The sequence below is a fragment of the Novosphingobium sediminicola genome (assembly GCF_014196525.1).
GTDB lineage: Bacteria > Pseudomonadota > Alphaproteobacteria > Sphingomonadales > Sphingomonadaceae > Novosphingobium > Novosphingobium sediminicola.
This window is the reverse complement of the sequence record NZ_JACIDX010000020.1, coordinates 1-26,009: the sequence shown is the minus strand read 5'-3', so window position 1 is coordinate 26,009 and position 26,009 is coordinate 1. Positions and strand designations below refer to the sequence as shown.

The 26,009-nt window shown below is 58.9% G+C and carries 18 protein-coding genes and 1 pseudogene; 13 read left to right on the top strand and 6 right to left on the bottom strand.

Features of this window, described 5'->3' with window-relative positions; all coding sequences use genetic code 11:
• Positions 1 to 12: 12 nt before the first annotated feature.
• The 5 genes from GGR38_RS20470 to GGR38_RS20450 all read left to right on the top strand — a co-directional run bounded on the left by GGR38_RS20470 (position 13) and on the right by GGR38_RS20450 (position 12,849).
• Positions 13 to 8,220, top strand: a complete 8,208-nt coding sequence (locus tag GGR38_RS20470; RefSeq protein ID WP_183628246.1) for a GH36-type glycosyl hydrolase domain-containing protein — start codon at positions 13 to 15, stop codon at positions 8,218 to 8,220.
• Positions 8,221 to 8,465: 245 nt separating this feature from the next.
• Entirely contained in the window at positions 8,466 to 10,385 is a 1,920-nt protein-coding gene (locus GGR38_RS20465; RefSeq protein ID WP_183628245.1) for a PAS domain S-box protein, read from the top strand.
• A complete protein-coding gene (locus GGR38_RS20460) occupies positions 10,378 to 11,037 on the top strand; it encodes a response regulator transcription factor (RefSeq protein WP_183628243.1) in 660 nt (219 codons plus the stop codon). Before GGR38_RS20465 ends, GGR38_RS20460 begins: the two co-directional genes overlap by 8 nt.
• A 186-nt stretch (positions 11,038 to 11,223) precedes the next feature.
• Positions 11,224 to 11,880: a Crp/Fnr family transcriptional regulator gene (locus GGR38_RS20455; protein WP_183628241.1), complete on the top strand. Its 657-nt coding sequence runs from the start codon at positions 11,224 to 11,226 to the stop codon at positions 11,878 to 11,880.
• A gap of 198 nt (positions 11,881 to 12,078) precedes the next feature.
• The gene (locus tag GGR38_RS20450) at positions 12,079 to 12,849 is read left to right on the top strand and encodes an outer membrane protein (protein WP_183628239.1); all 771 of its coding nucleotides are present in this window, start codon (positions 12,079 to 12,081) and stop codon (positions 12,847 to 12,849) included.
• A 168-nt stretch (positions 12,850 to 13,017) separates the two neighbouring features.
• Here the strand turns inward: GGR38_RS20450 and GGR38_RS20445 are convergent, their stop codons facing one another.
• The 5 genes from GGR38_RS20445 to GGR38_RS20425 form a co-directional block, all read right to left on the bottom strand.
• Positions 13,018 to 13,386: an ANTAR domain-containing protein gene (locus tag GGR38_RS20445; protein ID WP_183628237.1), complete on the bottom strand. Its 369-nt coding sequence runs from the start codon at positions 13,384 to 13,386 to the stop codon at positions 13,018 to 13,020.
• Between the two features lie 168 nt (positions 13,387 to 13,554).
• Positions 13,555 to 14,007, bottom strand: a complete 453-nt coding sequence (locus tag GGR38_RS20440) for a baeRF12 domain-containing protein (RefSeq protein WP_183628236.1) — start codon at positions 14,005 to 14,007, stop codon at positions 13,555 to 13,557.
• On the bottom strand, positions 13,991 to 14,677 hold the full coding sequence (locus GGR38_RS20435) for a hypothetical protein (protein ID WP_183628234.1): 687 nt from the start codon (positions 14,675 to 14,677) through the stop codon (positions 13,991 to 13,993). The genes GGR38_RS20440 and GGR38_RS20435 overlap by 17 nt, the downstream gene beginning before the upstream one ends.
• Positions 14,678 to 15,028: 351 nt before the next feature.
• Complete coding sequence (locus tag GGR38_RS20430) at positions 15,029 to 15,448, bottom strand: CBS domain-containing protein (RefSeq protein ID WP_183628232.1); 420 nt, start codon at positions 15,446 to 15,448, stop codon at positions 15,029 to 15,031.
• A gap of 230 nt (positions 15,449 to 15,678) precedes the next feature.
• Positions 15,679 to 16,020 (bottom strand): hypothetical protein, encoded by a 342-nt coding sequence (locus tag GGR38_RS20425; protein ID WP_183628230.1) that lies wholly within the window; start codon positions 16,018 to 16,020, stop codon positions 15,679 to 15,681.
• 285 nt (positions 16,021 to 16,305) lie between these two features.
• On the opposite strand from GGR38_RS20425, the gene GGR38_RS20420 reads away from it, so the two are divergent.
• Genes GGR38_RS20420 through GGR38_RS20390 form a run of 7 tightly spaced genes read left to right on the top strand, consistent with a single transcriptional unit; the run spans position 16,306 to position 23,618 of the window.
• The gene (locus GGR38_RS20420; RefSeq protein WP_183628228.1) at positions 16,306 to 17,652 is read left to right on the top strand and encodes an erythromycin esterase family protein; all 1,347 of its coding nucleotides are present in this window, start codon (positions 16,306 to 16,308) and stop codon (positions 17,650 to 17,652) included.
• On the top strand, positions 17,649 to 18,290 hold the full coding sequence (locus GGR38_RS20415; protein ID WP_183628226.1) for a dienelactone hydrolase family protein: 642 nt from the start codon (positions 17,649 to 17,651) through the stop codon (positions 18,288 to 18,290). Before GGR38_RS20420 ends, GGR38_RS20415 begins: the two co-directional genes overlap by 4 nt.
• A complete protein-coding gene (locus tag GGR38_RS20410; protein WP_183628224.1) occupies positions 18,287 to 18,979 on the top strand; it encodes a phosphoribosyltransferase in 693 nt (230 codons plus the stop codon). The genes GGR38_RS20415 and GGR38_RS20410 overlap by 4 nt, the downstream gene beginning before the upstream one ends.
• 8 nt (positions 18,980 to 18,987) lie before the next feature.
• Positions 18,988 to 21,363 (top strand): phosphoenolpyruvate synthase, encoded by a 2,376-nt coding sequence (gene ppsA, locus GGR38_RS20405; RefSeq protein WP_183628222.1) that lies wholly within the window; start codon positions 18,988 to 18,990, stop codon positions 21,361 to 21,363.
• Between the two features lie 4 nt (positions 21,364 to 21,367).
• On the top strand, positions 21,368 to 21,928 hold the full coding sequence (locus tag GGR38_RS20400) for a nitroreductase family protein (protein ID WP_183628220.1): 561 nt from the start codon (positions 21,368 to 21,370) through the stop codon (positions 21,926 to 21,928).
• A 35-nt stretch (positions 21,929 to 21,963) separates the two neighbouring features.
• Complete coding sequence (locus GGR38_RS20395; protein WP_183628219.1) at positions 21,964 to 22,164, top strand: hypothetical protein; 201 nt, start codon at positions 21,964 to 21,966, stop codon at positions 22,162 to 22,164.
• Positions 22,161 to 23,618: a CYTH and CHAD domain-containing protein gene (locus GGR38_RS20390; RefSeq protein ID WP_183628218.1), complete on the top strand. Its 1,458-nt coding sequence runs from the start codon at positions 22,161 to 22,163 to the stop codon at positions 23,616 to 23,618. The genes GGR38_RS20395 and GGR38_RS20390 overlap by 4 nt, the downstream gene beginning before the upstream one ends.
• Before the next feature lie 268 nt (positions 23,619 to 23,886).
• On the opposite strand, the gene GGR38_RS20385 is transcribed toward GGR38_RS20390, so the two are convergent.
• On the bottom strand, positions 23,887 to 24,834 hold the full coding sequence (locus GGR38_RS20385; RefSeq protein WP_183628215.1) for an IS110 family RNA-guided transposase: 948 nt from the start codon (positions 24,832 to 24,834) through the stop codon (positions 23,887 to 23,889).
• A gap of 582 nt (positions 24,835 to 25,416) precedes the next feature.
• Here GGR38_RS20385 and GGR38_RS20380 point away from each other — a divergent pair.
• A pseudogene (locus GGR38_RS20380) lies at positions 25,417 to 26,009 on the top strand (DUF932 domain-containing protein); the annotation flags it as partial.

Sequence of the window (26,009 nt, the reverse complement as noted above, 5' to 3'; positions counted from 1 at the left end):
CTTAAAGCTGCCATGGCGGCTGCTGCAAGCGCTGAGCCGTCCAATTCCTCGGCGGCTGAATGGCTTCTCGACAATGGCTATCAGGTGCAGCGGGCGGTATTGCAGATCGCCGAAGATTTGCCCTCCGGTTTCTACTGCAAGCTGCGGACCATTGCCACCGGGAGGATGCAGGGTGATCCGCGGATACTCACCATCGCGCATGACCTGCTCTATGCCACGCATTTCCAGATCAGCCGTGAAAGCGTGTTGGCCTATCTTGAAGGCTATCAACAGCACGATCCGCTTGATATCGCGGAGATCTGGGCTTTGCCTGCAACCTTGCGGATCGCCTGTCTTGAACTGTTGATGGCAGGCTTTGCGCGGGCGTTCCCTTCGGTGCCCGAACCCATTCTCGTCAGCGCGAGCTGCAGGGAGTATCTCGGTTTTTACCAGCCGGTGGAATGCGTTGCGCGCTCAATCGCCAATCTGGGCATTGTTTCCAATATCGCCTGGTCCGACGTGTTCGACGCGATCAGCCATGTTGAGCGCACGCTGGAGCGAGATCCTGCAGGCAGCTATACGAGCATGGATTTTGAGACGCGCGATGCCTATCGGCGCTCGGTAGAGCGGATCGCCGAGCATTGCGGGGCAGGCGAGGTTGCGGTTGCCGAGAGCGCCATTCTGCGTGCCGGTGAAAGCAGCGAACTGCCCCATTCCCATGTGGGCTACTGGCTGATTGGAGCAGGCAGGCCGGAGTTTGCCAGGCAGCTTGGCGCGGGCCGGTCGCTGGCCGGCAGGCTGTGGGCTTTCTTGCGCGAAAATCCCGGCGCGGCCTATTTCGTGGCGCTGCTCTTATGCGGGCTGGTCGGACTGGTTCTCCCTTACGCCTATCTCGCGTTCAACCGGGCATCGCTGTGGCAATGGGTGCTTGGCCTGGCCTTCTCTGTGCTCCCGGCAACGGTTCTGAGTGTCACGCTGGTCAACTGGCTGGTCACAAGCGTGGTGGCGCCCAGACGTCTGCCCAAGCTTGATTTCTCACGCGGCATCGCGCCTGCATGGCCGACGCTGGTTGTTATGCCTGTCATCATAGGCGATGCGGGGCAGGTGGCAGGTTTGCTGGCCCGTCTCGAGGCGCATTGTCTGGCCAATCCCGAGGCAAAGGGGTTTGTCATGCTCTCGGACCCATCCGATGCGGCCCTCGAACGCAGACCGGGCGATGAAGCGATTGAGGCGGCGCTCCAGCAGGGGATCGACAGGCTGAACCGTAAATATGGCGCGGGCGATGCCACGGCCGGTTTCTGTCTTTTACACCGAAACCGCCGATATAACCCTGCGCAGGGATGCTGGATGGCCTGGGAACGAAAGCGCGGAAAGCTGGAGGAATTCAACCATTTCCTGCAGACCGGAGACAGCCGCGCCTTCCCCTTGACCGCAGGCCCGGTTGATCTGCTTGTCGGAGCAAAGTTTGTCGTGACGGCCGATGTCGATACAAGGTTGCCGCCCGGCTGTGTGGCACGGATGGCCGGAGCTTTGGCTCATCCGCTGAATCGGCCGATTTTTGACGGTTTGGGCAGAGTGGTTTCCGGCTATACCGTGATGCAGCCAAGGGTCGAGATCGCCCCGCATGGTTCGGACAGCCTTTTCGCCAGACTGTTTGGCGGCGATACCGCGATCGATATCTATTCCCGAGCCGTCAGCGATGTGTATCAGGACCTTGTCGGTACAGGCAATTTCGTGGGCAAGGGCATATATGACGTCCCCGGTTTTGCCCGCAGTCTTGAAGGACGCATTCCTGAAAATTACCTGCTGAGCCACGATTTGTGGGAAGGGCTGCACGGTCGTTCGGCGCTGGCGAGCGACATCATCGTCTATGAGAGTTTTCCATCGAGCTACGGCGAATATGTGCGTCGTTGGCATCGCTGGGTGCGCGGTGACTGGCAATTGCTCCCCTGGCTTTTGCCCAAGGTGCCCGGGCCGGGACAGATGCGCCTTCGGAACAGGCTGACGCTGTTTGATCGCTTGCGGATCTGGGACAACATGCGGCGCAGTCTGGTGCCTGTCAGTGTCCTGTTGCTGATGATCGGCGGGTGGTTCCTGCTGCCGGGCAGTCCTTTGGGCTGGACCATTCTGGCTCTGCTGGTTCCGGGCGCCTGGCTCTTCACGGATTTGGTGACCGGGCTGGCCCGCGGTCGCCGCCGAGGGGTGATGATCAGCACTTTTCGTCAGACGGGAGAGCATCTGGCGCGCTGGCTGCTGCAGATCGTTTTCCTGCCTTCCGATGCGGCAACCGCTCTCCATGCCATTGCGGTCACCATGTGGCGGATGGGGCGCCGCAGACATATGCTGGAATGGACCAGTGCAGCCGATGTCGAGCGCAAAATGGCAAAATCCACCCATCGCGCGGGGCAATGGCGGATAGGCTCTGCTTCGACCATCTTTGCGCTGGGGCTGTTTTTGGCCTTTATGCTTGACGGACACGGATTTGTCGCGGCCGTTCCCCTCCTCTGCCTGTGGCTGATTGCTCCGGAAATTGCCGTGGTCACCGGTACGCCACGTTCACACGCCATGTCGCAGCTGGATGAGCAGGCACGGATTTTCCTCCGCCGCACGGCAAGGCGCAGCTGGCTGTTTTTCGAAACCTTTGCCCGCCCCGAGGATAATTGGCTCCCGCCCGACAATCATCAGATGGAGCCGATCCAGGCCACCGCTCATCGCACTTCGCCCACGAACATCGGCATGATGGCGCTGTCCATGCTCTGCGCCTGGCGCCTTGGGCATATCAGCACAGAAGAGTTGCACACCCGGTCCGAAGCGATGTTTGCATCTCTTGGTCGGCTTGAGCGGTGGCATGGTCATTTTCTCAACTGGTACGATACCACTTCGCTGGCTCCTCTCGAACCGCGCTATGTGTCCACTGTCGACAGCGGCAATCTGGCCGTCAGCATGGTTGTGCTTGCGCGGGGATGCCATCTGGCGGCTGATGAGCCGGTCTTTTCAACGGCCCGCTGGGACGGGCTGGAGGATTGCCTGGGCCTGCTGTGTGAACAGCTGGAGCAGGGTGGCCATGATGACAGGGCCTTGCTTTCGTTCATTGCGCAGATACGCCTTGCGCGCACCGAGCCGACACGCTGGCCCGCGCTTGTGGAGCAAGGTCTGGAACAGCTGGCGCAATTGCGGGCCGAACTTGTGCACTCAAGCAAGGAAGTGACCCTGCAGTCAGGCGAAAGATTGCGGCAATTGCAGATCTGGATGGAGCGCAGCGAGCACCATCTGGCCGCCTGCCGGCGCGATCTTGACGCTTACTTGCCATGGCTGCGGCTGCTCGCCCATGCGCCCCCGGAAGCGGAGGCGAGCGCAAGACAGATCATCGAAGGCCTGTCGCCCTATGCGCGTCTGAACGATATTGCCCGACTGAGGAATGCGGCCAAAATGCTGGAAGGCATGTTTGCCCAACAGCACGAATCCGATCCGGTGCGGATTTGGAAGGCGGAACTGGGCAAGGTCACGCGGCGGGCTCTGGTTCGGTGGCGCAGATTGAGCCGCGCGTTGAAGCGCAGCGCCGACCGGGCCGCTGCTCTGGCCTATGAGATGGACTTTGGCCCTCTCTATGACACGCGCCGCAAGCTCTTCCATATCGGTTACGATATCAGCGCCCAACGGATTGATCCGCATTATTACGATCTTCTGGCCAGCGAGGCGCGATTGGCGAGCTATTTTGCCATCGCCAAGCAGGATGTCCCGCCCGAGCACTGGTTCCATCTGGGCAGACCGATCGTGAAACATCCCGGTGCGCTGGCGCTGGTTTCGTGGAACGGGTCGATGTTTGAATATCTGATGCCGGCTCTTTTCCTGCGCAGCGATCCCGAAACGCTGCTTGGTGAGAGTGAGCGCAGCGCGGTCCTGAGCCAACGGAATTATGGCGCGCGCATGGAGGTGCCTTGGGGCATTTCGGAATCGGGCTTCGCTTCGGCGGGGGCGGACGGCATTCTGCGCTATCGCGCCTTTGGTGTGCCCGAACTGGGGCTGCGTCGCGGCCTCAATGAAGATCTTGTCATCGCGCCCTATGCCACGGCTTTGGCCCTGGCGGCTAATCCTCAAGCTGCAGTGGCCAATCTACAGCGCCTCAAGGCATTTGGCGCCATTGGCCCTTTCGGCTTTTACGAGGCGCTCGATTTTACCGCAGCGCGCTGTCCGGAGGCTGGAAAGCCCGCTGCGGTGCAGTCCTTCATGGCCCATCACCAGGGCATGATGATTGCGGCAATCGGCAATGCCTTGTGCAATAATCTCTTTGTTTCGCTCTTTCATGCCGATCCCAGAGTGCAGACTGTCGATCTTTTGCTGAATGAGCGCATACCATGGGAATTGCCCCCCGAACTCGAACGGCTGGACCGCATGGTCCAAACACCTCCGTTCGGTTCGGAGATGGCGCGGCCCCAGCCATGGGAAATTGCGGTCCGCCCCGAGCAGGGGCGCCATATACTTGGCAATGGCCGCCTTTCCCTGCGGCTTGGGGGAAGTGGCGATGGTGATTTGCGCTGGAACGCAATGGCATTGACCCGTCCTGCTTCTGTGGATCAGGACGTTGGCCATTTCTTCTATTTTCGGGACCAGGAAAGCGGTGCGGTGTGGTCGGCCGCGAAAATGCCATTGGGTCGGGGTGTGCATCATACCATCTATAATGCGCATAAAGTCGAATTCCGGAATGAGGCGGAAGGTATTGTTACTGTTCTGGACGTGCTGTTGGCGCCTTCCGAGGATGTCGAGATCCGCCGGCTGCGCATGGTCAACACGACCGGTAAAGCGCGGCGGATCGGGTTGATCAGCGATGCCGAGATCGCGCTGGCACCCATTGCAGAATGGCAGCGCCACCCCGTTTTTGCGCGCCTGTTCGTCGAGGCCGAAACCCATGTGGAAATGAATGCCTTGCTGTTTGCCCTACGTCCCCGTTCTCCGGGAAACCCGTCTCCTGTGCTGGTCCAGCGCCTTGTGATGTCCGATGACCGGGTGTCTTTGCGAGGATGGGAAGTCTCACGGGCAAAGTCGCGGCAGCGGTTGGCCAATTCCCGAGACTGTCCCTACAGTTCCGGTGAGGTCGGTGCACGCGGCAGGTTTCCGCTCGATCCGGCGGCGGTTTTCGACATGGACATCGAATTGCCCGCCCATGGCGAGACCGAATTGGCGATTGTGACCACGGTTGCCTCATCGCGCGAGGAAGCGCTGGATTTGTCGCGTCGTTACGGCTCGCTCGGCGCGCTGGATTGGGCGGAACAGGAAGCCGCAGCCCGATCTGCACGCGATCTCCATACACTGGGCCTGAGGCCGGATCGCCTTGCCGAGGCGCAAGCGATGTTTGCCCAGCTTGCCGACAATCTTGCTCCGCGCCATGCGCCGTCGGACCTGGGATACCGGGATGATCTTTGGGCGCTGGGCATTTCGGGCGATTGTCCTTTGCTGCTTGCGGAACTGGATGAAGACTTTGCTGCCGAAGAGCTGCGCTTTGTCCTCGCTGCCCAGCGCTTCTGGCGATGGCGCGGTTTTGAAGTGGATCTGGTGCTCCTGCACTCGGGCCTTTCGGGCTACTTTGAGCCTTTGCGCGACCGGATCGTCGAAGCGGTGCGTCAGGCCGGAAGCGATGATCTGCTCGGCGCTCGCTCGGGCGTGCATATTCTGGCTCGCGAATATATCGAGGCGAGGCGCCTGCGCACCCTGCAGCATGCTGCCACTCTGTGTTTGCACAGCACAGGCGGGGCATGGAAGATGCCGCCGCGTGAGGGCGAGGACGAATTGGGTCCTCCCTTCATTCCGGCGGGGCGCAAGGTGGAATTTCAACCCCTGGCGCAACCGGAGGAGATCGTTGCGCTCCAATTCGGCAATGGTCTGGGCGGTTTTACTGCCGGTGGGGATTACCGCATTGACCTTGATCCCATGCGTGCCACGCCCGCGCCCTGGGTCAATGTCATTGCCAATGCGGATTTTGGCAGCATCGTTACCGAGGCGGGACCTGGTTTTACTTTTGCCGGCAACAGCGGAGAAAACCGGCTGACGCAGTGGCATAATGACCCCCTGTGTGATCGGCAGGGCGAAGCGCTTTACCTGAGGGATGAAGAAACGGGGCAGGTCTGGTCGGTGACGCCGCTGCCTGCCGGACGAGGCGGGCCCTGCCGGGTGGAACACCATCTGGGGCAAACACAATGGCACCGACAGGGCATGGGGCTTGTCCAGGATTTGTCCTGTTTTGTGGCCGCCGACGACCCGGTCAAAATCTTCCGTCTCAAATTGACCGACTGCACGGGGATCGCCCGCCGCGTTACGGCCACATGCTTTGCCGATTGGCTGTTGGGCGCGATCGCGGGTGAGCCTGCAATGCTTCGCCACAGCGTCTATCGTCCGGAACTGCGCGCCATTCTCGCTGTCAATCATTGGCATAGCGATTTCTCCGGTCGTATTGCCTTCCTTGCCGCCAATGCTCCTCCGCACAGTCTGACAACGTCGCGCCGCGCTTTTCTTGGCGCCCCGGCCGATTGGCAATGCCCGGTCGGGCTGCAAAACTGGGATCTGGGCAATCGTTCTGACGACGCCGGAGACGATGCCATCGCCGCGCTCCAGCTCCACATGGATATTCCCGCCAATGGGGTCTGCGAGATCGCCTTCATGCTGGGCGAGGGGGCGAATGAGGAGCAGGTGGCCGATATTATCGGGCGCTGGCAAACCGTCCAGCAGATCGATGGCGGTGAGGCCCGTCTGGCGCAGACATGGGGTCGCCATTGCGCGATCGAGATCGAGACGCCCGATCCCGCGTTTGACCTCATGGTTAACCGTTGGCTTCCCTATCAGACGATGTCCTCGCGTCTTTTTGGCCGTGCCGGATATTATCAGGCATCCGGCGCTTTCGGTTTTCGCGATCAGTTGCAGGACGTGCTGGGCCTGCTCTGGTCGGATCCGGACCTCGCGCGGCGGCAGATCCTGCAGGCCGCCGCCCACCAGTTTTCACAGGGAGATGTCTTGCACTGGTGGCATCCGCCGGCCGGAAGAGGGGTGCGGACGCGCTGTTCGGACGACCTGCTCTGGCTTCCCCATGCGGTGACCCAATATGTCTGGGCTACCGGTGATGCTTTGTTGCTGGACGAAGAAGTGCCCTTTCTGGATGCCCCTGAGCTGAGCAGACAGGAGCATGATCGTTTCGCGCAGTTTCCTGAAGGGGGAAAAGCGACGGTGCATGAACATTGCCTGCGCGCCTTTGGGCGTGCCTGGCATCTGGGCGACCACGGTTTGCCATTGATCGGCGACGGCGACTGGAATGACGGGATGAACCGGGTGGGCAGCGCGGGCAAGGGCGAGAGCGTCTGGCTGGGCTGGTTTATGGCGGCCACCATCCGTGATTTCGCTGAACTTGGAAGCGAGGGGGACCGCAAAGACTTTGCCGAAATTTGGCATCCGCGCGCCCGGATGCTGACCGATGCCATTGATCGCTTTGGCTGGGATGGCCAATGGTATATCCGGGCGATTGATGATCAGGGTCGAAACTGGGGCGCGCAATCCAGCGATGAATGCCGCATCGATTCCCTCGCCCAGTCGTGGGCGGTGATCGCCGGCGGCGGTGATCCTCTGCGGGCAAGGCAGGCTCTCGACAGCGCCTTTAAAGAACTAGTGCGTCCTGAGGATGACATTGTTCGCCTGCTGCATCCCCCCTTTGACGCAACGGCGCGCGATCCCGGTTATATCAAGGCCTATCCTCCGGGGATCCGCGAAAATGGGGGGCAATACAGCCATGCAGCGGCATGGCTGGGCATTGCCGCCGCGATGTTGGGTGATGGTGCGCGGGCCAAAACGGTGTTTGACCGCATCAATCCCATCAAACACAGTTCTACGCCCCAAACGGCCCAGCGCTATGCGATTGAACCCTATGTTGTGGCCGGAGATATCAGCGGCGGCGAGGAACACCTGGGGCGTGGGGGCTGGAGCTGGTACACAGGCGCGGCGGCATGGAGCTGGCGTCTTGCCAGCGAATTTATCCTTGGGCTCAGGCTTGAAAAGGGTGAACTGAGGCTGGTTCCCTGTCTGCCGCCGGACTGGCCCGGCTTTACCGCAACATTGCGCGGCCAGGGTATCATCGAAGTGACTGTCGAACGGGGCGGGGAAACTGGCCTGAGCGTGGATGGTGAGGCTTATTCGGGTTCGACAATTCCGTTTCCCGGACAGGGGGCACGGCGCAAGGTTGTCCTCGTTATCGCCCCGGCCTGAGCCGTGACCTTCTATCTTAGAAATCCCATATTACCTTTAATTCATAGGGGAATATGAGAAATTAAATGGCTGCATCGGTTTAAGTTGATCCGGAATGTTAAGTATAATTACGCGTAGATAAAATTTCAAATTTGCGAAAATAGATGGTCCCTCAACTGGGTTGCAGTCGGTTGAAGGAGGCCGAAAGAGCTGCGGCTTTACCACTGGAGGGGACGTGATTTGGTGGTACAGAGGGATTGCGCTTGATGCGTCTGGTTCAAAAATGGGGGTGTGCTGGACGCATGCGGGGCCGGATGGCGAAATTGCTGCAGAGCGGAGACATTGCAGATCTCTTTTTGACCCACCTTCCCATAGCCGTCGCCATATTCGACTGCGAAATGCGCTACTTGGCCTGCAGCCGCCGCTGGTTGCAGGATTATGGCATTCAGGATCAATGTATTGTCGGAAAATCCCATTATGAAATCTTTCCCGAGATCGATGGTCGCATAAGAGAGACCCATCGTCGCGTTCTTGGCGGTGAGAGTCTTTGCTGCGATGCCGAAGCATTTAAGCGGCAGGACGGCTCAATTGATTGGGTCGAATGGGACATGGTGCCCTGGCATGGGCCGGCTGGAGAAGTTGCCGGAGCCATTTTGTTCACCCGGCTAGTCAACGATTTGGTCCATATGCGCCGAGAGGCCATGACGCTGCAGACAGAGCTTAACCTGTTGATTGACAGTGCCCGGCAATATGCCATTTCCATGTTCGATCCGGACGGAAAGGTAGTGCTCTGGAACAAAGGTGCCGAGCGGCTCTATGGCTGGAGCGAAGCCGAAACGCTGGGCAGGCACATCAGCTTTTTCTTTGAGAACCGATCAAGCGATGAGGAGCAGGTCCGGGCATGGCTGCAAATGGCGCTGGTATCCGGGCCGGTCGTAGAGCGCAGCTGGCGCAAGAAAAAGGACGGAACTTCGTTTTTTGGCGAAATTAACATCAGCAGGATTGATGCTGCTGCTGGCGGCCTCATCGGATATAGCTGCGTCGTTCGAGATATTACGAAAGAATACGACCAGTTGAGGCGCATAGAGGCCAGCGAGGCCCAGTTGCGTGCCATTCTCGATACCGTTCCCGATGCGATGATGACAATCAATGAAAATGGAATTGTGCAGTCCTTCAGTAATGCTGCGCAAAATTTATTTGGATATAAAAAAGATGAAGTAATTGGAAAAAATGTTTCCATGTTGATGGATGATCATGATGCGCAGCGGCACGATGAGTATCTGAAGCGTTATCTGGAAACAGGACAACGCCACATCATCGGCAATATGCGCTGTGTGACCGGAAAGCGTAAGGACGGTACCCTCTTTCCCCACGAGCTTTACATAGGCGAGGCTGTCTCTCAGGGCAGCCGTATTTTCACAGGTTTTCTCCGCGATCTCACGGCGAGGCGCGAGGCGGAGGCGAAACTGCAGGAATTGCAGTCTGAATTGATTCATATTTCGCGCGTGTCCGCGATTGGAACCATGGCCACGGCGTTGGCGCATGAATTGAATCAACCTCTGACCGCCATCGCCAATTATGTTCAATCGACAGCCATTCTGCTTGCTCCTTATGAAGACGAAGCGATCACGTTAGCCCGTAGCGCGATGGATGAGGCTGCCCGCGAGGCATTGCGGGCAGGGGCGATCGTCCGGCGGCTGCGTGAATTTGTTGCGCGCGGCGATCTGGAGCGCGTGATTGTCCATCCCTACGATCTTGTGTCGCAGGCAAGCGCGCTGGGCGCGGTCGGCAGCAAGGCCCGCGGTGTTCTGTGTGATATAGACGTGCCTGCCTCCTTGCCCTGCGTTTTGGTGGATCGCGTACAGATCCAGCAAGTGCTTCTCAATCTGCTGCGCAACGCATTGGAGGCCATAGATGACTCCGGCCGTATAGTCATCAGCGGGCAGGTGATGGGCGACATGGTCCATATTGCAATGGTCGATAACGGGCCGGGAATTGCCCCCGACCTGGAGGCCGATCTGTTCGAACCCTTTGTCACCAGCAAGGCGACCGGAATGGGCATCGGGCTGGCCATCAGCCGCACCATCGTGGAGGCCCATGGTGGACGGCTTTGGTACGAAAGAGCCGACGGGGGAGGCGCTGCTTTTTACATGACCTTACCGATCGCGGAGACAGGCGATGCATAAACAGGGACTGGTTCATATTGTTGATGATGAGGATTCGGTGCGTCGCTCTCTCGACTTTCTTTTGCGAACATCGGGTTATCGTGTCGAACGCTGGATGGATGGAAACAAATTTCTCGATTGCGCCGATAATTCCGTTGCGGCCTGCGTGCTGATGGACATCCGAATGCCTGGTCTTGATGGTTTGACGGTCCTGGAACGCATGGCAGGGCACGGCCTGAATTTCCCCGTCATCGTTTTGACCGGTCATGGAGATATTACACTCGCAGTTCAGGCGATGAGAGGCGGCGCTATCGACTTTCTGGAGAAGCCGTTCGATCGCGAAAGACTCATACAGTCGATTGAACTGGGATTCCGGCAGATCGATGATCGCACGGCGCTGTTTGAACGGGCGCAATGGGCAAGGGGGCAAACCGCCAAATTGACGGAGCGCGAGCGTGAGGTGCTCGACGGGCTGGCTTGCGGATATCCTAACAAAACGATTGCCTACGATCTTGGCATCAGTTCGCGAACAGTCGAGGTCTATCGCGCCAATATTATGGAAAAGTTGGTTGTCACAAATTTTGCCGATGCCTTGCGCATTGCGTTTGCCGCCGGGTTGGGGCGGGAGAAGCACTGGAAACAGACCCATCGCATCCGTTCCCGAACAGCCTGATCCGAACAGGCTTTGAACCGGACAATTATGTTTGTGATCAGTGCATTGCTTGTGGCGACCGAGAATGTCGGGTGAGCGGAGATGGGCTCAGATCTCTATCTTTGCGCTATGTATATAACCCAATGCCGCATTGCCGCGCCCTGCTTAGTCTGACTGGTTCAGTCAAGCTGAGGTGTCAGAATCGCCATGAACAATTTTGTGGAATTGGAGCCGCGGCGTTATGAAATCGCCATGCCGGCAAGATCAGGAGAAATGCTCTTCCTGGAGGGCGATCCTTGCGAGCATGTCTATGAACTGCGGGCCGGGGTTGCACGGGGTATAAGCGTGTCGGTTGAGGGATACCGACAGGTTACCGCATTCTTTTTTGCCGGTGACCAGATTGGACTGCCGGTAACTGAGTCTTACCGTTTTACCGCCGAGGCCGTGACGGATCTGCTCTATGTTCGTCACTCACGCCAATGGTGGCATGAGGCGCTGATCCGCAGTTACCGCGAGGATGGAAGGCTGCTGCCTTCTATTTGTGCCGAACAGGACCCCATTTTTCGTCGCGGTATGATTCTGGGTTGCAATGGGGTTCTTGTCAGGCTCTGCGCATTGTTGACCTCGATTGTCGACCGCCTTCCCATGAGGTCGGACGGCAGCCTCTTTCTGCCCCTGCCGCAGGTCGATATGGCGGCCTATCTTGCCACGACGCCGGAATCGATCTGTCGTGCCTTGCGACGGCTGCGTGAGGAAAGCATCATCAGCATGCCGCGGCGCGATCAGATCAACATTATTGATCGCGACCGTCTCGAGTGCTTTGCGAATGGAGGAGCTCGGCAGACCGACACGGTTTTTGTTTAGCCGATATTATGCCTCAATACGCTTTGGCCCGATAGAATTCTCTTCGTTCCTGCTTTTAAGAATTTTCTTTGAAAAAGTGAGGGTTTGTCCAGGTTTCCTCGAAATACGTGATTAACCTAGGCGGATGATTGCGAATAAATGCCTCCCTTGGATAGTGCAAAGTCCCAATTTCATCTGTAAGTGCAAGGAGGGAATTGCATGTATAAGGTAATAATTTCCGCATCTGCTTTGGCTATCGTGGTAGCTGATCCGGCGCTTGCCGCGAATGCAGATGATCCCATTAATTGGAATGGTCCCTATGTTGGCGTCAATGTTGGACTGGGCAGCAGTACGCTGAAATATCCATTGAGCGCGACCATTCATACCAGCACGGACACGACATTGTCGGGCGAAGCGCGTCAGACCTCGAGCGGGGTCATTGGTGGCGGCCATTTGGGCTATAACATCACAACGAGCGGCGTTGTGCTAGGGCTGGAGGCCGATATCATGGCAAGCGATGTGAAGGGCGAAACCTCGCTTTCCGGCAGTGCCGGGGGCGGGGCAAGCGGAACCGCTTCCATCGGCATGGTTTCCAGTCTCGACTATCTCGGCACGGTTCGGGCGCGCATCGGGGCGCCGATCGTGGAGGGCCGCTTCATGCCTTTCGTCACGGGCGGCTTTGCCTATGGCCGCGTCAAAACGAAATTGTATGGAACGATCAGCGGCTCTTTGTCCGGGGCCTCTTCATCGGTCAATTTGGCCGGTGACAATTCGTACCATTCGGATCGGACAGGATGGGTGCTGGGGGGCGGGGCGGATTATGCCCTGAGCAAGAATTTGATATTCCGTGCCGAATATCTCTACACCGATCTGGGCACCAATACGGTTACGAACCCATCGCTTTCTTTATTGGGAGCGGGCATTGCTGCCAATTTCCAGATGAAGACAACGGCCAATATCCTTCGTGTCGGCCTGTCTTACCACTTCTGATAAAGCTTGACCGTGGGGCTTGTGTCAGGCGCATGAGCCTTCGGCGGCTTCCGATCGGATTAGGGCAGGTAAGACCATGCCGGAGCGATGGTGTTTCATCGCTCCGGCATGGTTATTGGATGCTGTCCTCAGGATTGGATATTGCGCGTCGTCCCCGCGCGGTGAGATTCACTCATCCAAGCTTCGAGGCGAGACGTGGCGGGCCTGCTTTACCGCTTCCTCGATCTGATTGAGCAGAAACGGCCCCTTGACCGTTCCCTGATCTTCGATGGCCAGTTTTGCACGGATCGGGTCGGCCGTCACCATCAGCACAGGAACCGGCACCTTTTCGGTGATCGCTTGTGCTGCGCGCAGCGCGGAACCTTCCTCAACATCGTCACCGATCACGATGAGATCGGGATTGCGCCGATCAGCGGCCGTCAATGCCTGAGCCTCGGTCCAGGTCTTGTCGAAGGACCGAAAACCAATTCCTTCCAGCCGTTTCTGGACCGAATGGCTGAAAATCATATTGTCGTCGATAATCAAGGCGTGGGTCACAGTTGATTCCCTCATTATTTCGCAGACAATTATTGGACTGCCGAAATGTTGCAGAAACTCCGCAAATAAACGGAAACGACCGGAAAGAATTTTGGCTCTGACCATCGACGGAATTAGCGTTCGGGATGCCCCGAAAACGGGTGTCTGCCGGGCGCGACAATGGCGCAACTACTCGCCAACGGCTGCCTGATACCCTCCCAGAAGGCGCGTGATGTCGTCCAGCGAATGCTTGACCAGATCCTTGTCGATTTCTGCGATCAGCCGGACACGAATCCGCTCATCATATTGGCGGCGCAATACGCCAAGCGCGCGGGGCGGGGCCGCAACGACAAGGCCGCTGCTGTCCTCTGCTGCCGCAGCGAGCGCTTCTGCGCAAGCGGCAAGGAATGCGTCCTCATTGGCCTGATGCGGATCTGCACGCGCCATTGTATCGTGCCCCGGATAGGCTCGAGAAAAGCCGACGCCCGGCGCATCGGCAAGCAAATCCCGGTTGGGAGGGTTTTCGAACTGGCGATGTCCGATCACGCGCAAATCGGGCTCCAGTTGGGTCCCGCAATTTTTGAGCAGGAGCATGCGCGCGCCATCGGCGAGCAGAATGATGACATCATGAGGCAGTTTCATGTGGTGGTCTCCCAATCGGTTGGGTGTGCAGCAAAACCTCGCCGTGATCCCGTCCCGCTCGCCCTGCGGCCTTGTCTGCGGCCCGCATCAACAACTGTCTTCCGGCATCCTGTGCGATCTGTCGCGCGATCTGCATTGCCTGCTCGCGGTTCGAGTCTGACTTTGTGTCCGGGATGTTGGCTCGCGACATCCATAATTCCCTGATTGTCAACAGCGACGCGCCGCTATTCTGGATCTCGCGCATCAGCACCAGTTGCGCCCGCCGCGTATTTCCGCCCCCGGCCATAATTGCGATGGTGCTCTGGCCGTCAAGATCGGCGCGATCCAGATAGTCCTGTGTCGGCCAATCCGGCGCCCAAAAGAAAGTGTTTGAAACCACGGCGATGATCGCAAAACCTCGCGGGCGCGTGGGTGTGTGCCTGGACATGCTCCACCGTTCCACGGCAAAGCCATCGGCCTCAAAGCCGCTTGCGAGCGCCATGGTTATATCATCGCTGAAATGAGCATCCTTGCTCGGATGATAGAGGATGAGTGCCTTGGCACGTCCGGCGCCGCCCAGTCGCTCCCGGCGGAACGGCGTTTCTGCCTGTACCCAGACCGTGATGCCGATGATGCACAGAACGGCAATCACCAGAAGCGCGAGCATCAGGAAAATCAACCATTTCCACATAGGATCATCCTTGTGCGGCGGATGCGGGACGCAATCGATATGGAGGGCGTGATGCCATGGTTCCAAGGCTGGTGCCGGGCGGAATGGTCATCACAAGGAGGCGGGAGGCCAGTATCCTCGTGGTCCTTTCCTTGCGGGAAACAATGGTCAGCCCGCGGCGGAACCATCACTGTGCTAGCTGCCTTGCGGACAGTGTCAGACAATGGTCGCCACGGGCCTAGCCATCGAGGTCGCTGTCGGTGAGGCAGGCTGTTCTTGGGGATCTAGCTTTCCCTTTTGAACCGATGCCTTCCGACTCGCCGTCTGGCCATTACTTGATCGCATGACCGGATTTTCGCGAGTTGATGGGCATCAAGTATGATGAGCGGTAACGGCTCGAAGTGTCTGCGCCAGTACCGAAGTTGAGGCGCGGGCCGCGACATCGCCCAGACTGAGCATGCCCACCATCCGGTGATTGTCGTCGATGACGGGCAAGCGCCGGATCCGCTTGCTTTCCATGATTATTACAGCATCTTCCAACTCTTCGTTGGCATGACAGTAGATGATGGGTTCGCTCATCACGTCGCGCGCGGTGAGCTGCAGCAGGTCGGATTGTCCATCGAACCCGCGCAAAACGATATCGCGGTCTGTGACCATTCCTACCAACCGGTCATTTTCGCCCACCGGCAAGGCGCCGACGTCTTCCTTGCGCATGCGCTCAGCGATGTCGGACAACAGGGCATCCGGAGCGATCCAATTGGCACCGCGATGCATGGCTTCTGAGACTTTCATGGAGGCCTCCTTCGTTGGTCAGCTCAGGTTGCGCCTATTGCCCATGTTTGACTTGCGCCTCGTCAAGCCTGCCGGTGGATTGCGCCCGATTTTGGATGGAGACACCTTAAAGATAACAATACCAGCCCGTTGGATGAGTTGGCCATAAGGTCAGCGCTTTCCGTTGGGCGTCTGATCACCGTCTCCGTACAATTCCCAGCATCGGGGAAAAATTCCGGTGCCTATTCTTATCAGACCGCTGCCGCTTTGCGCTGGGCAGACCTGAACGGAGAAGCACGATGATGGAAGGACATGAGCATCCTGAGGCGCATGGCCAGGGCCATTGCCATCAATGCGATTGCCATATCGACGGTCATGACGACATGGCGGCCAAGATGTTTCATCTGGCCAAATGCGCGAAACATGCGCTTCTCAAGCGCAAGATCGAACAGCATCTGGACGCAAAGATCGGTGCGAAGCTGGACCGCATGGCACAGCTCGCAGCCGACGCTCTGATCGACAGCATGCAGCGCACTGGTGCCAGAAAGCAGGCCTGCCGTCGCTATGAGGATGACCTGCTGGCCGAGATGCAATCGGAATGGCCTTCGTCCTTTGCACCTATCGAATAGGGAGGCTCAAACCATGAAAGACCCTGTTTCAGGACCATCGCCTGCCAAAAGGTGGCTCTCAGCAATCGTGGTCTTGCTCTTCGTGCTGGTCCTGACCGTCTGGTATGTGGCCCCGCCCAGCAAGCCCAAACAGGAGCAGCAGGCTAGACCCGCTCCCAGATCGACTGAATGGGCGCCCGAACCAACGGGGCCTGCAGTCCCGGTGGATTTGCCCAAGACCCCGATGACCAATGTTCCGGATCAGAAGCAATGATCGGACAGCGGCGAGGGCTTGATAAAGACAAGGCACCGGCACCGCAGGCCGCGGCCCTTGCAAGTCGGCTGCGTGAGGCGGGTGAGCCTTTGCCTGCGGTCGAAGCTGCCGATTTTGCCGATGCATTTGACAGGTTTGGGGATGCGAGAATCGTCCTGCTTGGCGAGGCGACTCATGGAACCCATGAGTTCTATGCCGCGCGTGCTGCGATTACGCGGCGTTTGATCGAAGCCCATGGTTTCAATCTTGTCCTTGTGGAAGGCGACTGGCCCGATATCGCGCGCATCGACGGATATGTCCGCCACAATGCTCCGCGGCTGCGGGCGGGGGAGGCATTTCTGCGCTTTCCGACATGGATGTGGCGCAATCAGGAGGTTCTGGCCTTCGCTGATTGGCTGCGCGGACACAATGCGCCCCTTGCCGAAGCGGCGCGCACGGCGGTGCGGGGGCTCGATGTCTACAGTCTGGGCGAATCCATCCACGCCGTGATCGCCTATCTTGAAAACCATGATCCCGCCGCCGCCGCCGAAGCGCGGCGCAATTACGGATCGCTGATGGCATGGCGCGGCGCGCCCCAGCATTACGGGCAGGCGGTCGAACACGGACACATGGCCGGTTGCGAAGAGGATGTTGTTGCCCAGTTGGGCGAGCTGCTGCGAAAGCGCATTCAACTGATCGCCGACGATGGCGAAGCCTATTTCGATGCTGAACAGAACGCACGGATAGTGCGGGCCGCAGAGAGCTATTATCGCGCGATGTATCGCGGGGCAGTGGCCAGCTGGAACCTGCGCGATCGGCATATGTTCGATACGCTCCAGCGTCTCATGGCCTTTCGCTGCGATGCCCGTGCCGTGGTCTGGGCGCATAATTCGCACATCGGCAATGCATCGGCGACCGCAATGGGGTGGCGCGGCGAATTCAATATCGGCGAACTGGTTCGCGCGGCTTATGGCGAAGAGGCCGCGCTGATAGGTTTCGGCACAGATCGCGGGACAGTTGCCGCCGCCTCCGACTGGGGAGGCGACATGAAGGTGATGGAGCTTCGCCAGGCGCGCCAGCACAGCTGGGAGGAGGCGTTCCGCCATACAGGCTACGCCCGCAGCCTGACCGACTGGCGGGGCGGCAAACGTCAGGCTCTGGCGGAGGTCTTGTCGCAACCCCTCCTCGAACGGGCCGTAGGCGTTGTCTATCGGCCGCAGTCGGAGCTTTTGAGCCATTATTTCGAAGCGGTTCTTGCCGATCAGTTCGACGCTTATGTCTGGTTCGAGGAAACCCGTGCCGTCACGCCCCTTGGGCATGAGCGCCCGAAAGGCGCGCCGGAAACCTGGCCTTTCGGGCTATGACAGTGCCGATCGCCATGTCGATGCCCGGCTTTCCGCCGCTGGCTGCCATTCTGGGCGTACCTCCCCGGCCGCATGGTCTCGTAATTTTCGCCCATGGCAGCGGCAGCGGCAGGCTCAGTCCGCGCAACAACCATGTTGCCGACCGATTGCGTGAAGCGGGGCTGGCGACGCTGCTCCTCGATCTGTTGACGGGGCCGGAGGAAGCCGACCGCCGTAACGTCTTTGACATCGGCTTGCTGGCTTCGCGCCTGCGCTGTGCGGTGGATTGGGCGGCGGGACATACCGCGACGGTTGGTTTGCGGCCCTGCTATTTCGGTGCGAGTACAGGCGGCGGAGCGGCGCTGCGCGCAGCCGCAGGGGACGCCCGCATTGCCGCCGTTGTCTCGCGCGGCGGGCGGCCCGATCTTGCCGGGGGCGATGCCCTTGCGCGTGTAAGGGCTCCCACACTGCTGCTGGTCGGCGCGCTGGACCGGGTGGTGATCGAGCTTAACGAACAGGCTTATGAGGCCATGACCTGCGGCCGCAAACTGATGATCATTCCGGGGGCGGGCCATCTGTTCGAGGAACCCGGAACGCTTGATCAGGTCGTCGATTTGGCGCGCGACTGGTTTCTGCATCATCTCGGAGTCAGGCCATGACTGTGTTGTTCAGGGATCGCCGCGCGGCGGGCGTGCTTCTGGCTCGTGAGGTGAAGGCGCTGGGGCTGGAGGACCCTGTTGTACTGGCATTGCCGCGCGGCGGGGTGCCTTTGGGGTTTGAGGTGGCCAAGGCCCTGGGCGCGCGGCTTGACATATTGCTGGTCCGCAAAATCGGCGCACCGGGCAACAAGGAATATGGCATTGGCGCCCTCGTCGACGGCGCTTCACCTCAAGTGGTGATCGACGAATTGGCGGCGCGGATGGCAGGCGCGGACAAGGCCTATATCGATCACGAAATCGGTCGCCAACTGAATGAAATTGAACGCAGACGCGCTGCCTATCGCACAGGCCCTCCTGTATCGCTGAAAGGGCGGACGGTCGTGGTCGTCGATGATGGAATTGCCACCGGCGGCACTGTCTGCGCTGCCCTGAAAGCTTTGGCAAAGGTGGGGCCACGTGGCATCGTGCTGGCTGTGCCTTTGGCGCCGCCTGAAACGCTCCAGAGTGTGCGTAAACTTTGCGATCAGGTGGTGTGCCTTGCTTCGCCCGACCCGTTCTATTCGGTGGGCGTGCATTACGGCGATTTCACCCAGACTCAGGACGCCGAGGTCATTGCTCTTTTGGAAGAGGCTCGCCGCTGGCGTCAGGAAGGCACCCATGCTGACAACGCTCGGGGAGGTGGGAAATGACTTGCACGATGCCCAGCATTCTGTGGTTTGAGCAGATCGGCATGGGGGATGTCGGTTGCGTCGGCGGAAAAAATGCCTCGCTCGGCGAGATGGTGTGCAAATTGGGCGAAAGTGGCGTTCGCGTCCCCGCAGGATTTGCCACAACCTCCGCCGCCTATCGCGACTTCATCGCCGAAAATGCCATCGAGACCCCCATGCAGGAGCGGATCAGGCTCTATCAGGCCGGTCGGATACCGCTGGAGCAAGCGGGGGCCGAGATCCGGGATCTTATTCTGAGCGCTCATCTGCCGGACAATTTCGCCCGCGATATCCGCGCCGCCTACGATCAGCTGGAGGAACGGGCCAAGGCGAAAAATCCGGACGTGGCTGTGCGCAGCAGCGCAACCGCGGAGGATCTTCCCGATGCCAGCTTTGCCGGACAGCAGGAAACCTTTCTGAATATCCGGGGACACCGGGCCCTGCTGGAGGCTTGCCTGAGCTGCTTTGCCTCGCTCTTTACCGATCGCGCGATCAGCTATCGCGAAGCCAAAGGGTTTGACCATTTCTCGGTGGCTCTCTCGATCGGAATCCAGCAGATGGTGAGGTCCGATCTGGCGGGATCAGGAGTGATCTTTACCATCGATACCGAAACCGGTTTTCCCCATGTCGCCGTTATCAGTGCCGCGTGGGGTCTTGGTGAAACGGTGGTTCAGGGCTCTGTTGATCCCGATAAATATGTTGTGTTCAAGCCTCTTCTGGCCACACCGGGCACCTGTCCAATCATTGAAAAGACCTGCGGCGAGAAAGCTGTCAGGATGATTTATGCCGATGGCGGCGGCAAAAGCACACGGATCGTCGCGACCCGTCTTTCTCAACGCGGGAAATTTGTGCTCGATGATGCGGAAATTGTCGAACTTGGCCGCTGGGCCGTGCTCGTCGAAAAGCACTATGGCCGCCCGATGGATCTGGAATGGGCTAAGGATGGGCAAAGCGGTCTGATTTATCTGGTTCAGGCGCGGCCTGAAACGGTGCAGTCGGGGCGCAGCGGCGCCGCTTTCCGCACCTATCGCCTCAAGGCAAAGGCGCAGCCTATCCTTTCCGGGGCAGCGGTCGGGGGCGCCATCGCTGCGGGTAAGGCCTGTGTCCTGCGCAATGCGGGCGATATGGCGCGCTTTCCCGACGGCGCCATTCTAGTGACGGGCAACACCGATCCGGACTGGGTCCCGCTTATGCGGCGGGCGGGCGGTATTGTGACCGATCATGGTGGCAGCACCAGCCATGCCGCCATTGTCAGCCGCGAACTGGGCGTGCCTGCCGTGATCGGAACCGGTCATGCGACGGCGCTGCTGCGCGAAGGACAGCCGATAACGCTTTCCTGCGCCGGGGGTGAGCAGGGTTTTGTCTATGACGGCCTGCTGGACTACGAGAGCGAGGAGATCGATCCGGGCAGCTTTCCTGCCACACGCACGCAGGTGATGGTCAATATCGCCGAGCCGGCCTCGGCTTTCCAATGGTGGCGATTGCCTGCCAAGGGGGTGGGGCTGGCGCGGATGGAGTTCATCATCAATACGCTGATCAAGGCGCATCCCATGGCCTTGCTGCATCCCGAAAGGGTTGCCGAGGCGGACAGGCGCAAGATTGCCGACCTGATCAAAGACCATGCCGACGGCGCGGACTATTTCGTCGATCTGCTCTCGCGCGGTATCGCGCGTCTGGCCGCGCCGTATTACCCGCATCCCGCGATTGTCCGCCTCAGCGATTTCAAGACCAATGAATATGCCCATCTGATCGGCGGAAGCGGCTTCGAGCCGCATGAGGAAAATCCGATGCTCGGCTTCAGGGGGGCATCGCGATATTATGACGAGCGGTACCGGGAAGGCTTTTCGGCGGAATGCCAGGCGTTAAAGCGGGTGCGCGAGGTGATGGGCTTTGCCAATGTCATCATCATGGTGCCATTTTGCCGCACCCCGGCAGAAGCCGATCGCGTGTTGGCCATCATGGCCCAAAACGGCCTTCGGCGCGGCGAGCATGCGTTGCAGATCTATATGATGTGCGAAATCCCCTCCAACGTGGTTCTGGCGCAGGAGTTTGCCAAAAGGTTCGATGGTTTTTCGATAGGCTCCAACGATCTGACGCAGCTCGTGCTGGGCGTTGACCGGGATTCCGAATTTTTGGCCACCCTGTTCGACGAGCGTGAGGAAGCCGTCAAAATCATGATTGGCGATGTCATCGCCAAGGCCCATGCGGCCGGCATCCGGATCGGAATATGCGGGCAGGGGCCAAGCGATCATCCTGATTTTGCAGAATTCCTGGTCCATCAAGGCATCGATTCCATCTCTCTCAACCCCGACAGTTTTGCCAAGGCCATCAAAAGTATCGCCGAAGCAGAGGTGGCAGGAGGATAAGCCTATGGATCTGGAACAAGCCATTTACGGCCGTCGCGCAACGCGGGCCTACACGCATGAAGCCATCGACCCGCCTTTGCTGGAGGCGGTGATCGATGCCGCAATACAGGCACCCAGCGCGATGGACGGTCAGCCCTGGGGATTTTGCATTCTGCGCAATCCGGCCTTGTTGGACCGCATATCCGATGAGGCAAAAGCGCTGATGCTGCGCAGCCCTTCGCCCGATTTGGCGCTGCATCGTTTCGAGGAAATGCTCGGAAACCCTGACTTCCATATTTTCTATCATGCTCCTGTCCTCATCCTGATCTGTGCGACAAAGGACAGTCCCTGGTCGCAGATCGACTGCACATTGGCTGCGCAGAATCTGATGCTGTCCGCCTATGGTAAAGGGTTGGGCTCATGCTGGATCGGTTTCGCCCAGAGCTGGCTTGAAACGGATGAGGGCAGGGCTGCACTAGGACTGCCATCCGGTTGGCGACCGGTCGCCCCGATTATTGTCGGACATCCCGGCGGGGTCGAGCCCGTGCCGCTGCGCGAAAAACCCGAAGTGCTCTGGCGCGAGTGAGACGCCAGTCTCGGAAAGTTTTGGGAGAATGAGCCATGGCCACCCAACCGGAATTCTTTCCTCTGCCCGATGCCACCCCGCCGCCGCCGCCTCCGGAGACCCCGGCCGATCCCGAACCGCAGGAAGAGCCCTTTTTCGAGCCGCCTGAAGTCCTTCCCGATGTTCCGGACGAGGATTATCCGGATCGGGAAAATGAACCGATTGAAGAGCGTTTGGGACAAAAAGGGCGTGTATGACGCGCGAAATCGAACTGAAACTCGACCTGACGCCAAGCGCTGCCGAGGCCTTGGAGGGTTCGACCATTCTTGGGGGGAAACCGGAGAGGATTCCACAGAGATCGGTCTATTTCGACACATCCGATCATGCTTTGTCCATGAATGGATTTTCGCTGCGGATACGTCGGTCGGGTCGAAAGCGCACGCAGACGATCAAAGCCGACAGGGCCTTCCCTGCGGGCCTTTTTGTCCGTTCTGAATGGGAGCGCACGGTTCGCAACGACAGGCCTGTCCTTGATGACACAACGCCTGTCCCTACTGTGCTGGGGGTTGGACTCGAGGAACTGGCGCCGGTTTTCGAGGTGCGGATCGCGCGGTCAGTTTGGAAAGTGAAGCATGACGATGCCTTGATCGAGCTCGTCTTGGATCGCGGCGAGGCAACCACCGATGATCGAATATCGCCGATCTGCGAAATCGAACTCGAATTGAAGTCGGGCACGCTGTCCGCGCTGTTCTCGTTGGCTCGGCACATTGATTCTGTTGCTCCTGTCCGACTGGGGGTTCAAACCAAGGCCGAGCGGGGCTATCGGCTCATCGGCCCGGCCATCTGCTCGTTCAAGGCTGAAGCGGTGCGTTTGTCCAAGGCCATGACGGCGGGGCAGGCATTTCAGCATATAGTGCAAAACTGTATCAGGCAGTTCCGGCTAAACGAGGCAATGCTGCTGACGCATCGAGATGTCGAAGCATTGCATCAGGCGCGCGTTGCTCTACGTCGTTTGCGATCAAGTTTTTCGATCTTCAAACCATTGCTCGCAGGTGCCGAAGAGGCCAAGCTGGATAATTCATTACGCCGACTGGCAACCAAGCTTGGCGATGCGCGCAATCTGGATGTTCTGCTCGAACGCGCTCGTCCCGGTCTGCTGCATGATCATTTGGAAGCGGCGCGAGATAAGATTTATAGCGGCGTTATCGGTGAACTGGCATCGCCGCGCCCGCGATCACTGATGCTCGATTTGGCCGAATGGCTTTCGAGCGGAGATTGGCGCATCAGGCTCGACACGTGCGAGGATCGCGACCAGCCTGCGCGTGAATTTGCGATTGCTGCGCTGGAACGCCTGCGTCGCAAGCTCAGAAAGCATGGTCGCGATCTTGCCGCTAAGAATGATGCTGCGCGCCATCAGATCCGCAAGGACGCCAAGAAATTGCGGTATGCGGCCACATTTTTCGTGTCGCTGTTTGAACGTAAGCATGAGCCGCAAAGATATGAGGCATTTCTGATCGCATTGGAAAAATTTCAGGACCTGCTCGGTTCGCTGAATGATCTGGCGACGGCGCCATCCGTGCTGGAAAGGCTCGGTCTGGCCGATCTCGATGATGCCGCCGTGCTGTTGGCAGGTCACAAGAAAGGGGCACTGCTCAAGGCCGCTTCCGATGCTTATGATGCGCTGAGCGATACACACTCGTTCTGGCGCTGAGGGACCTATTCCGGGATGACACGGACGAGGATTTCCTTGGCTAGGCGCGCAGGGCGCTTGATGGCGGCATCCATCGCATCACTTCGCCTTACCGAGATGGCAGGCCGACCTGTATATAGGTTATTACCGCCCAAATGTCGTCTGCGGGCAATGTGTGATCATAGGCCGGCATAGCCGACTTAAATGGCGCGCCGCCTTCCGCGATTGACCAGTACAGGAAGCCGTCGATGCGTGAGACTTTCATCTGAGAAAGCCAGACAAGTTTCCGTCATGCGCAAGCACGATCAGCGACCCATAATCTATCTGCTTTGATGAGGGCATTTGCCATCACCACGAGCTTGCGCATCAAGGTGACGACGGCAACCTTTGGAGGCTTTCCTGCGTCGATGAGGTTTTGATATTTGGCTTTGAGATCCGGGTTGTAGCGGGCAGCGACAAGGGCCGGCATGTAAAGCGCACGTCGAACATTGGCCCTTCCACCCTGGATGAAGCTGCGCCCTTTCCATTGTCCCGATTGGCGAGCGACAGGAGCAAGGCCAGCCAGGGAAGCAGCTTGCTTGGGATCGAGCGCGCCCAGTTCGGGCATAGTGGCAACCAGTTGATCAGCGGTACGTATGCCTACGCCAGCAATGCTGGAGATAATTTGGTGGCGGCGCGCCAGCGCCGGGTCAGCCGCGATACCCGCCGCAATTTCTGCATCAACCTGCCCGATATGCCGGTCGATCTGGGCCAGACGATGCTTATACTGCCGCTTGAGCAGCGGCACCGTAAGGTTCTTTGCTTGATTCTGGATGGCAATCTTATCGCGGATCAGGCCATCGCGAGCGCTGATTAACTCGGCGAGCCTCGCCTGTTGCGGCGTAGTTGCCGGGCGGATCGGAGGCTGAAGTGTCGTGGCCATGCGGGCCAGGATCGCCGCGTCAATCTTGTCCGTTTTGGCGAGCGTGCCCGCAGCTTGGGCAAACCGGCGTGCGCGGGCCGGATTCAATTTAACGCAGGGCAGATCTGTCAACGCCTGCTCCAGCTGACGGTGATACGCGCCAGTGGCTTCATAGGCGATCCGCTCGATCTGCCATTGGGCGAGCCAGCTTATCAGTTCTTTGTGCCCCTTGGCCGAATTTGGGAACTGCCGCTCACAGCCCGTGGGATGGGCAAACACATCAAGGGTTGCTTTGGAGATGTCGATGCCAACCGTTTGTGGTAGGGAGTTTTCCATCTTTTCCGCTGTCCTATTCTTGTCATCCGGGCCCGAAGCCCTGGTTTCCGTCCAGGCCTGTTGGAAAAGAAAGGGGTGATCACACTAATCGACGGTCCTCGACGACCGAGACAACTTCGATCCATCCCCTTCCGCCCGATCCGGGGTGGCCACCCCGGATCGGGCATCTCATGATGCCCCAGCAGGCGGAAATGTCATAAGACAAGACGACTCCATCAATTCTCGGCGTTACTCAATAGTTTAACTTCAAAAACCAAGCCTGAACCGCCACATTCGTTCCGCGTACGTTGCCCTGCGTCATTTATGATCGCCGCCCACCAGTGTGATCCGCGCGCTATGAAATGCGCGCTTACCATGAACGAACGTCAACCAGGACTGGTTGGCGGGGCAAAGGAGTCCCCCAAAGCCGTCAAAATAAGCCGTGTTGAATTCGTGTATCCGAAATGCATGGACTGGAAGAGATCCGCACAATGTTCGCGGTTCCTAAAACCGATGCTCGACACAAAGGGAGAAAAGCAAGGGGAAATGGGATGAGGCGAGGGGGATTGAGCCCCTACCTCGGTAATCCCAAGGAGACGGCAGATGAACTCTCTTGCCCCTATGATCGAAACCTCCCCTCAGACCGCGCCTTGGCGGATCAATGTCAACCGCGGCCAGCGCATTGGCCGGGTATCCTCCGAATGGTTTTCTCGGCCTGACGACGAGAAGTTCCTCTCGCTCAAAGACCTCTATGCCAGCGTTCGCACCCGCGCCGACAAGGCCAGCACGCGCATCGTCGAAAGCCGCAGCCTTCGCGTTGAGGCCCGCAGCGACAATGCCGAAAGGCTGATGCTCCTTGCCCCGGGCGATGATCACCCCATTGCTCCGACCAACTGGTCCTTCGGCCAGCTCTCCAGTCTGGTCGGGGCGCCGGCTTCCTATCTGCGCAACCTGCCCGCAGCCCTAGCCGGGATCAATCTCCAGCATGGCCTGATCCACCATCGCGGCGAACAGGTCAAACTCCTCCAGACCGAGGATGGTCGCACCGAACTGCGTGCCGCGACGGGCGCCGAATATGGCCGGATCTGGGACCACGAACTCGTTGCGGCGGTGATGAATTTTGCAGGAGACGGCACCGGTGATACGCGCTGGAAAGTCCCGGGGACCATTGACTGGTCCAACATGCGCTACAATCC

Coding starts and splice junctions, on each gene's coding strand:
- GGR38_RS20410 (WP_183628224.1), top strand. CDS start 18,287: ATGACTGTGTTGTTCAGGGATCGCCGCGCGGCGGGCGTGCTTCTGGCT.
- GGR38_RS20415 (WP_183628226.1), top strand. CDS start 17,649: ATGACAGTGCCGATCGCCATGTCGATGCCCGGCTTTCCGCCGCTGGCT.
- GGR38_RS20395 (WP_183628219.1), top strand. CDS start 21,964: ATGGCCACCCAACCGGAATTCTTTCCTCTGCCCGATGCCACCCCGCCG.
- GGR38_RS20400 (WP_183628220.1), top strand. CDS start 21,368: ATGGATCTGGAACAAGCCATTTACGGCCGTCGCGCAACGCGGGCCTAC.
- GGR38_RS20455 (WP_183628241.1), top strand. CDS start 11,224: ATGAACAATTTTGTGGAATTGGAGCCGCGGCGTTATGAAATCGCCATG.
- GGR38_RS20450 (WP_183628239.1), top strand. CDS start 12,079: ATGTATAAGGTAATAATTTCCGCATCTGCTTTGGCTATCGTGGTAGCT.
- GGR38_RS20385 (WP_183628215.1), bottom strand. CDS start 24,834: ATGGAAAACTCCCTACCACAAACGGTTGGCATCGACATCTCCAAAGCA.
- GGR38_RS20435 (WP_183628234.1), bottom strand. CDS start 14,677: ATGTGGAAATGGTTGATTTTCCTGATGCTCGCGCTTCTGGTGATTGCC.
- GGR38_RS20465 (WP_183628245.1), top strand. CDS start 8,466: ATGCGTCTGGTTCAAAAATGGGGGTGTGCTGGACGCATGCGGGGCCGG.
- GGR38_RS20390 (WP_183628218.1), top strand. CDS start 22,161: ATGACGCGCGAAATCGAACTGAAACTCGACCTGACGCCAAGCGCTGCC.
- GGR38_RS20460 (WP_183628243.1), top strand. CDS start 10,378: ATGCATAAACAGGGACTGGTTCATATTGTTGATGATGAGGATTCGGTG.
- GGR38_RS20420 (WP_183628228.1), top strand. CDS start 16,306: ATGATCGGACAGCGGCGAGGGCTTGATAAAGACAAGGCACCGGCACCG.
- GGR38_RS20470 (WP_183628246.1), top strand. CDS start 13: ATGGCGGCTGCTGCAAGCGCTGAGCCGTCCAATTCCTCGGCGGCTGAA.
- ppsA (WP_183628222.1), top strand. CDS start 18,988: ATGCCCAGCATTCTGTGGTTTGAGCAGATCGGCATGGGGGATGTCGGT.
- GGR38_RS20430 (WP_183628232.1), bottom strand. CDS start 15,448: ATGAAAGTCTCAGAAGCCATGCATCGCGGTGCCAATTGGATCGCTCCG.
- GGR38_RS20440 (WP_183628236.1), bottom strand. CDS start 14,007: ATGAAACTGCCTCATGATGTCATCATTCTGCTCGCCGATGGCGCGCGC.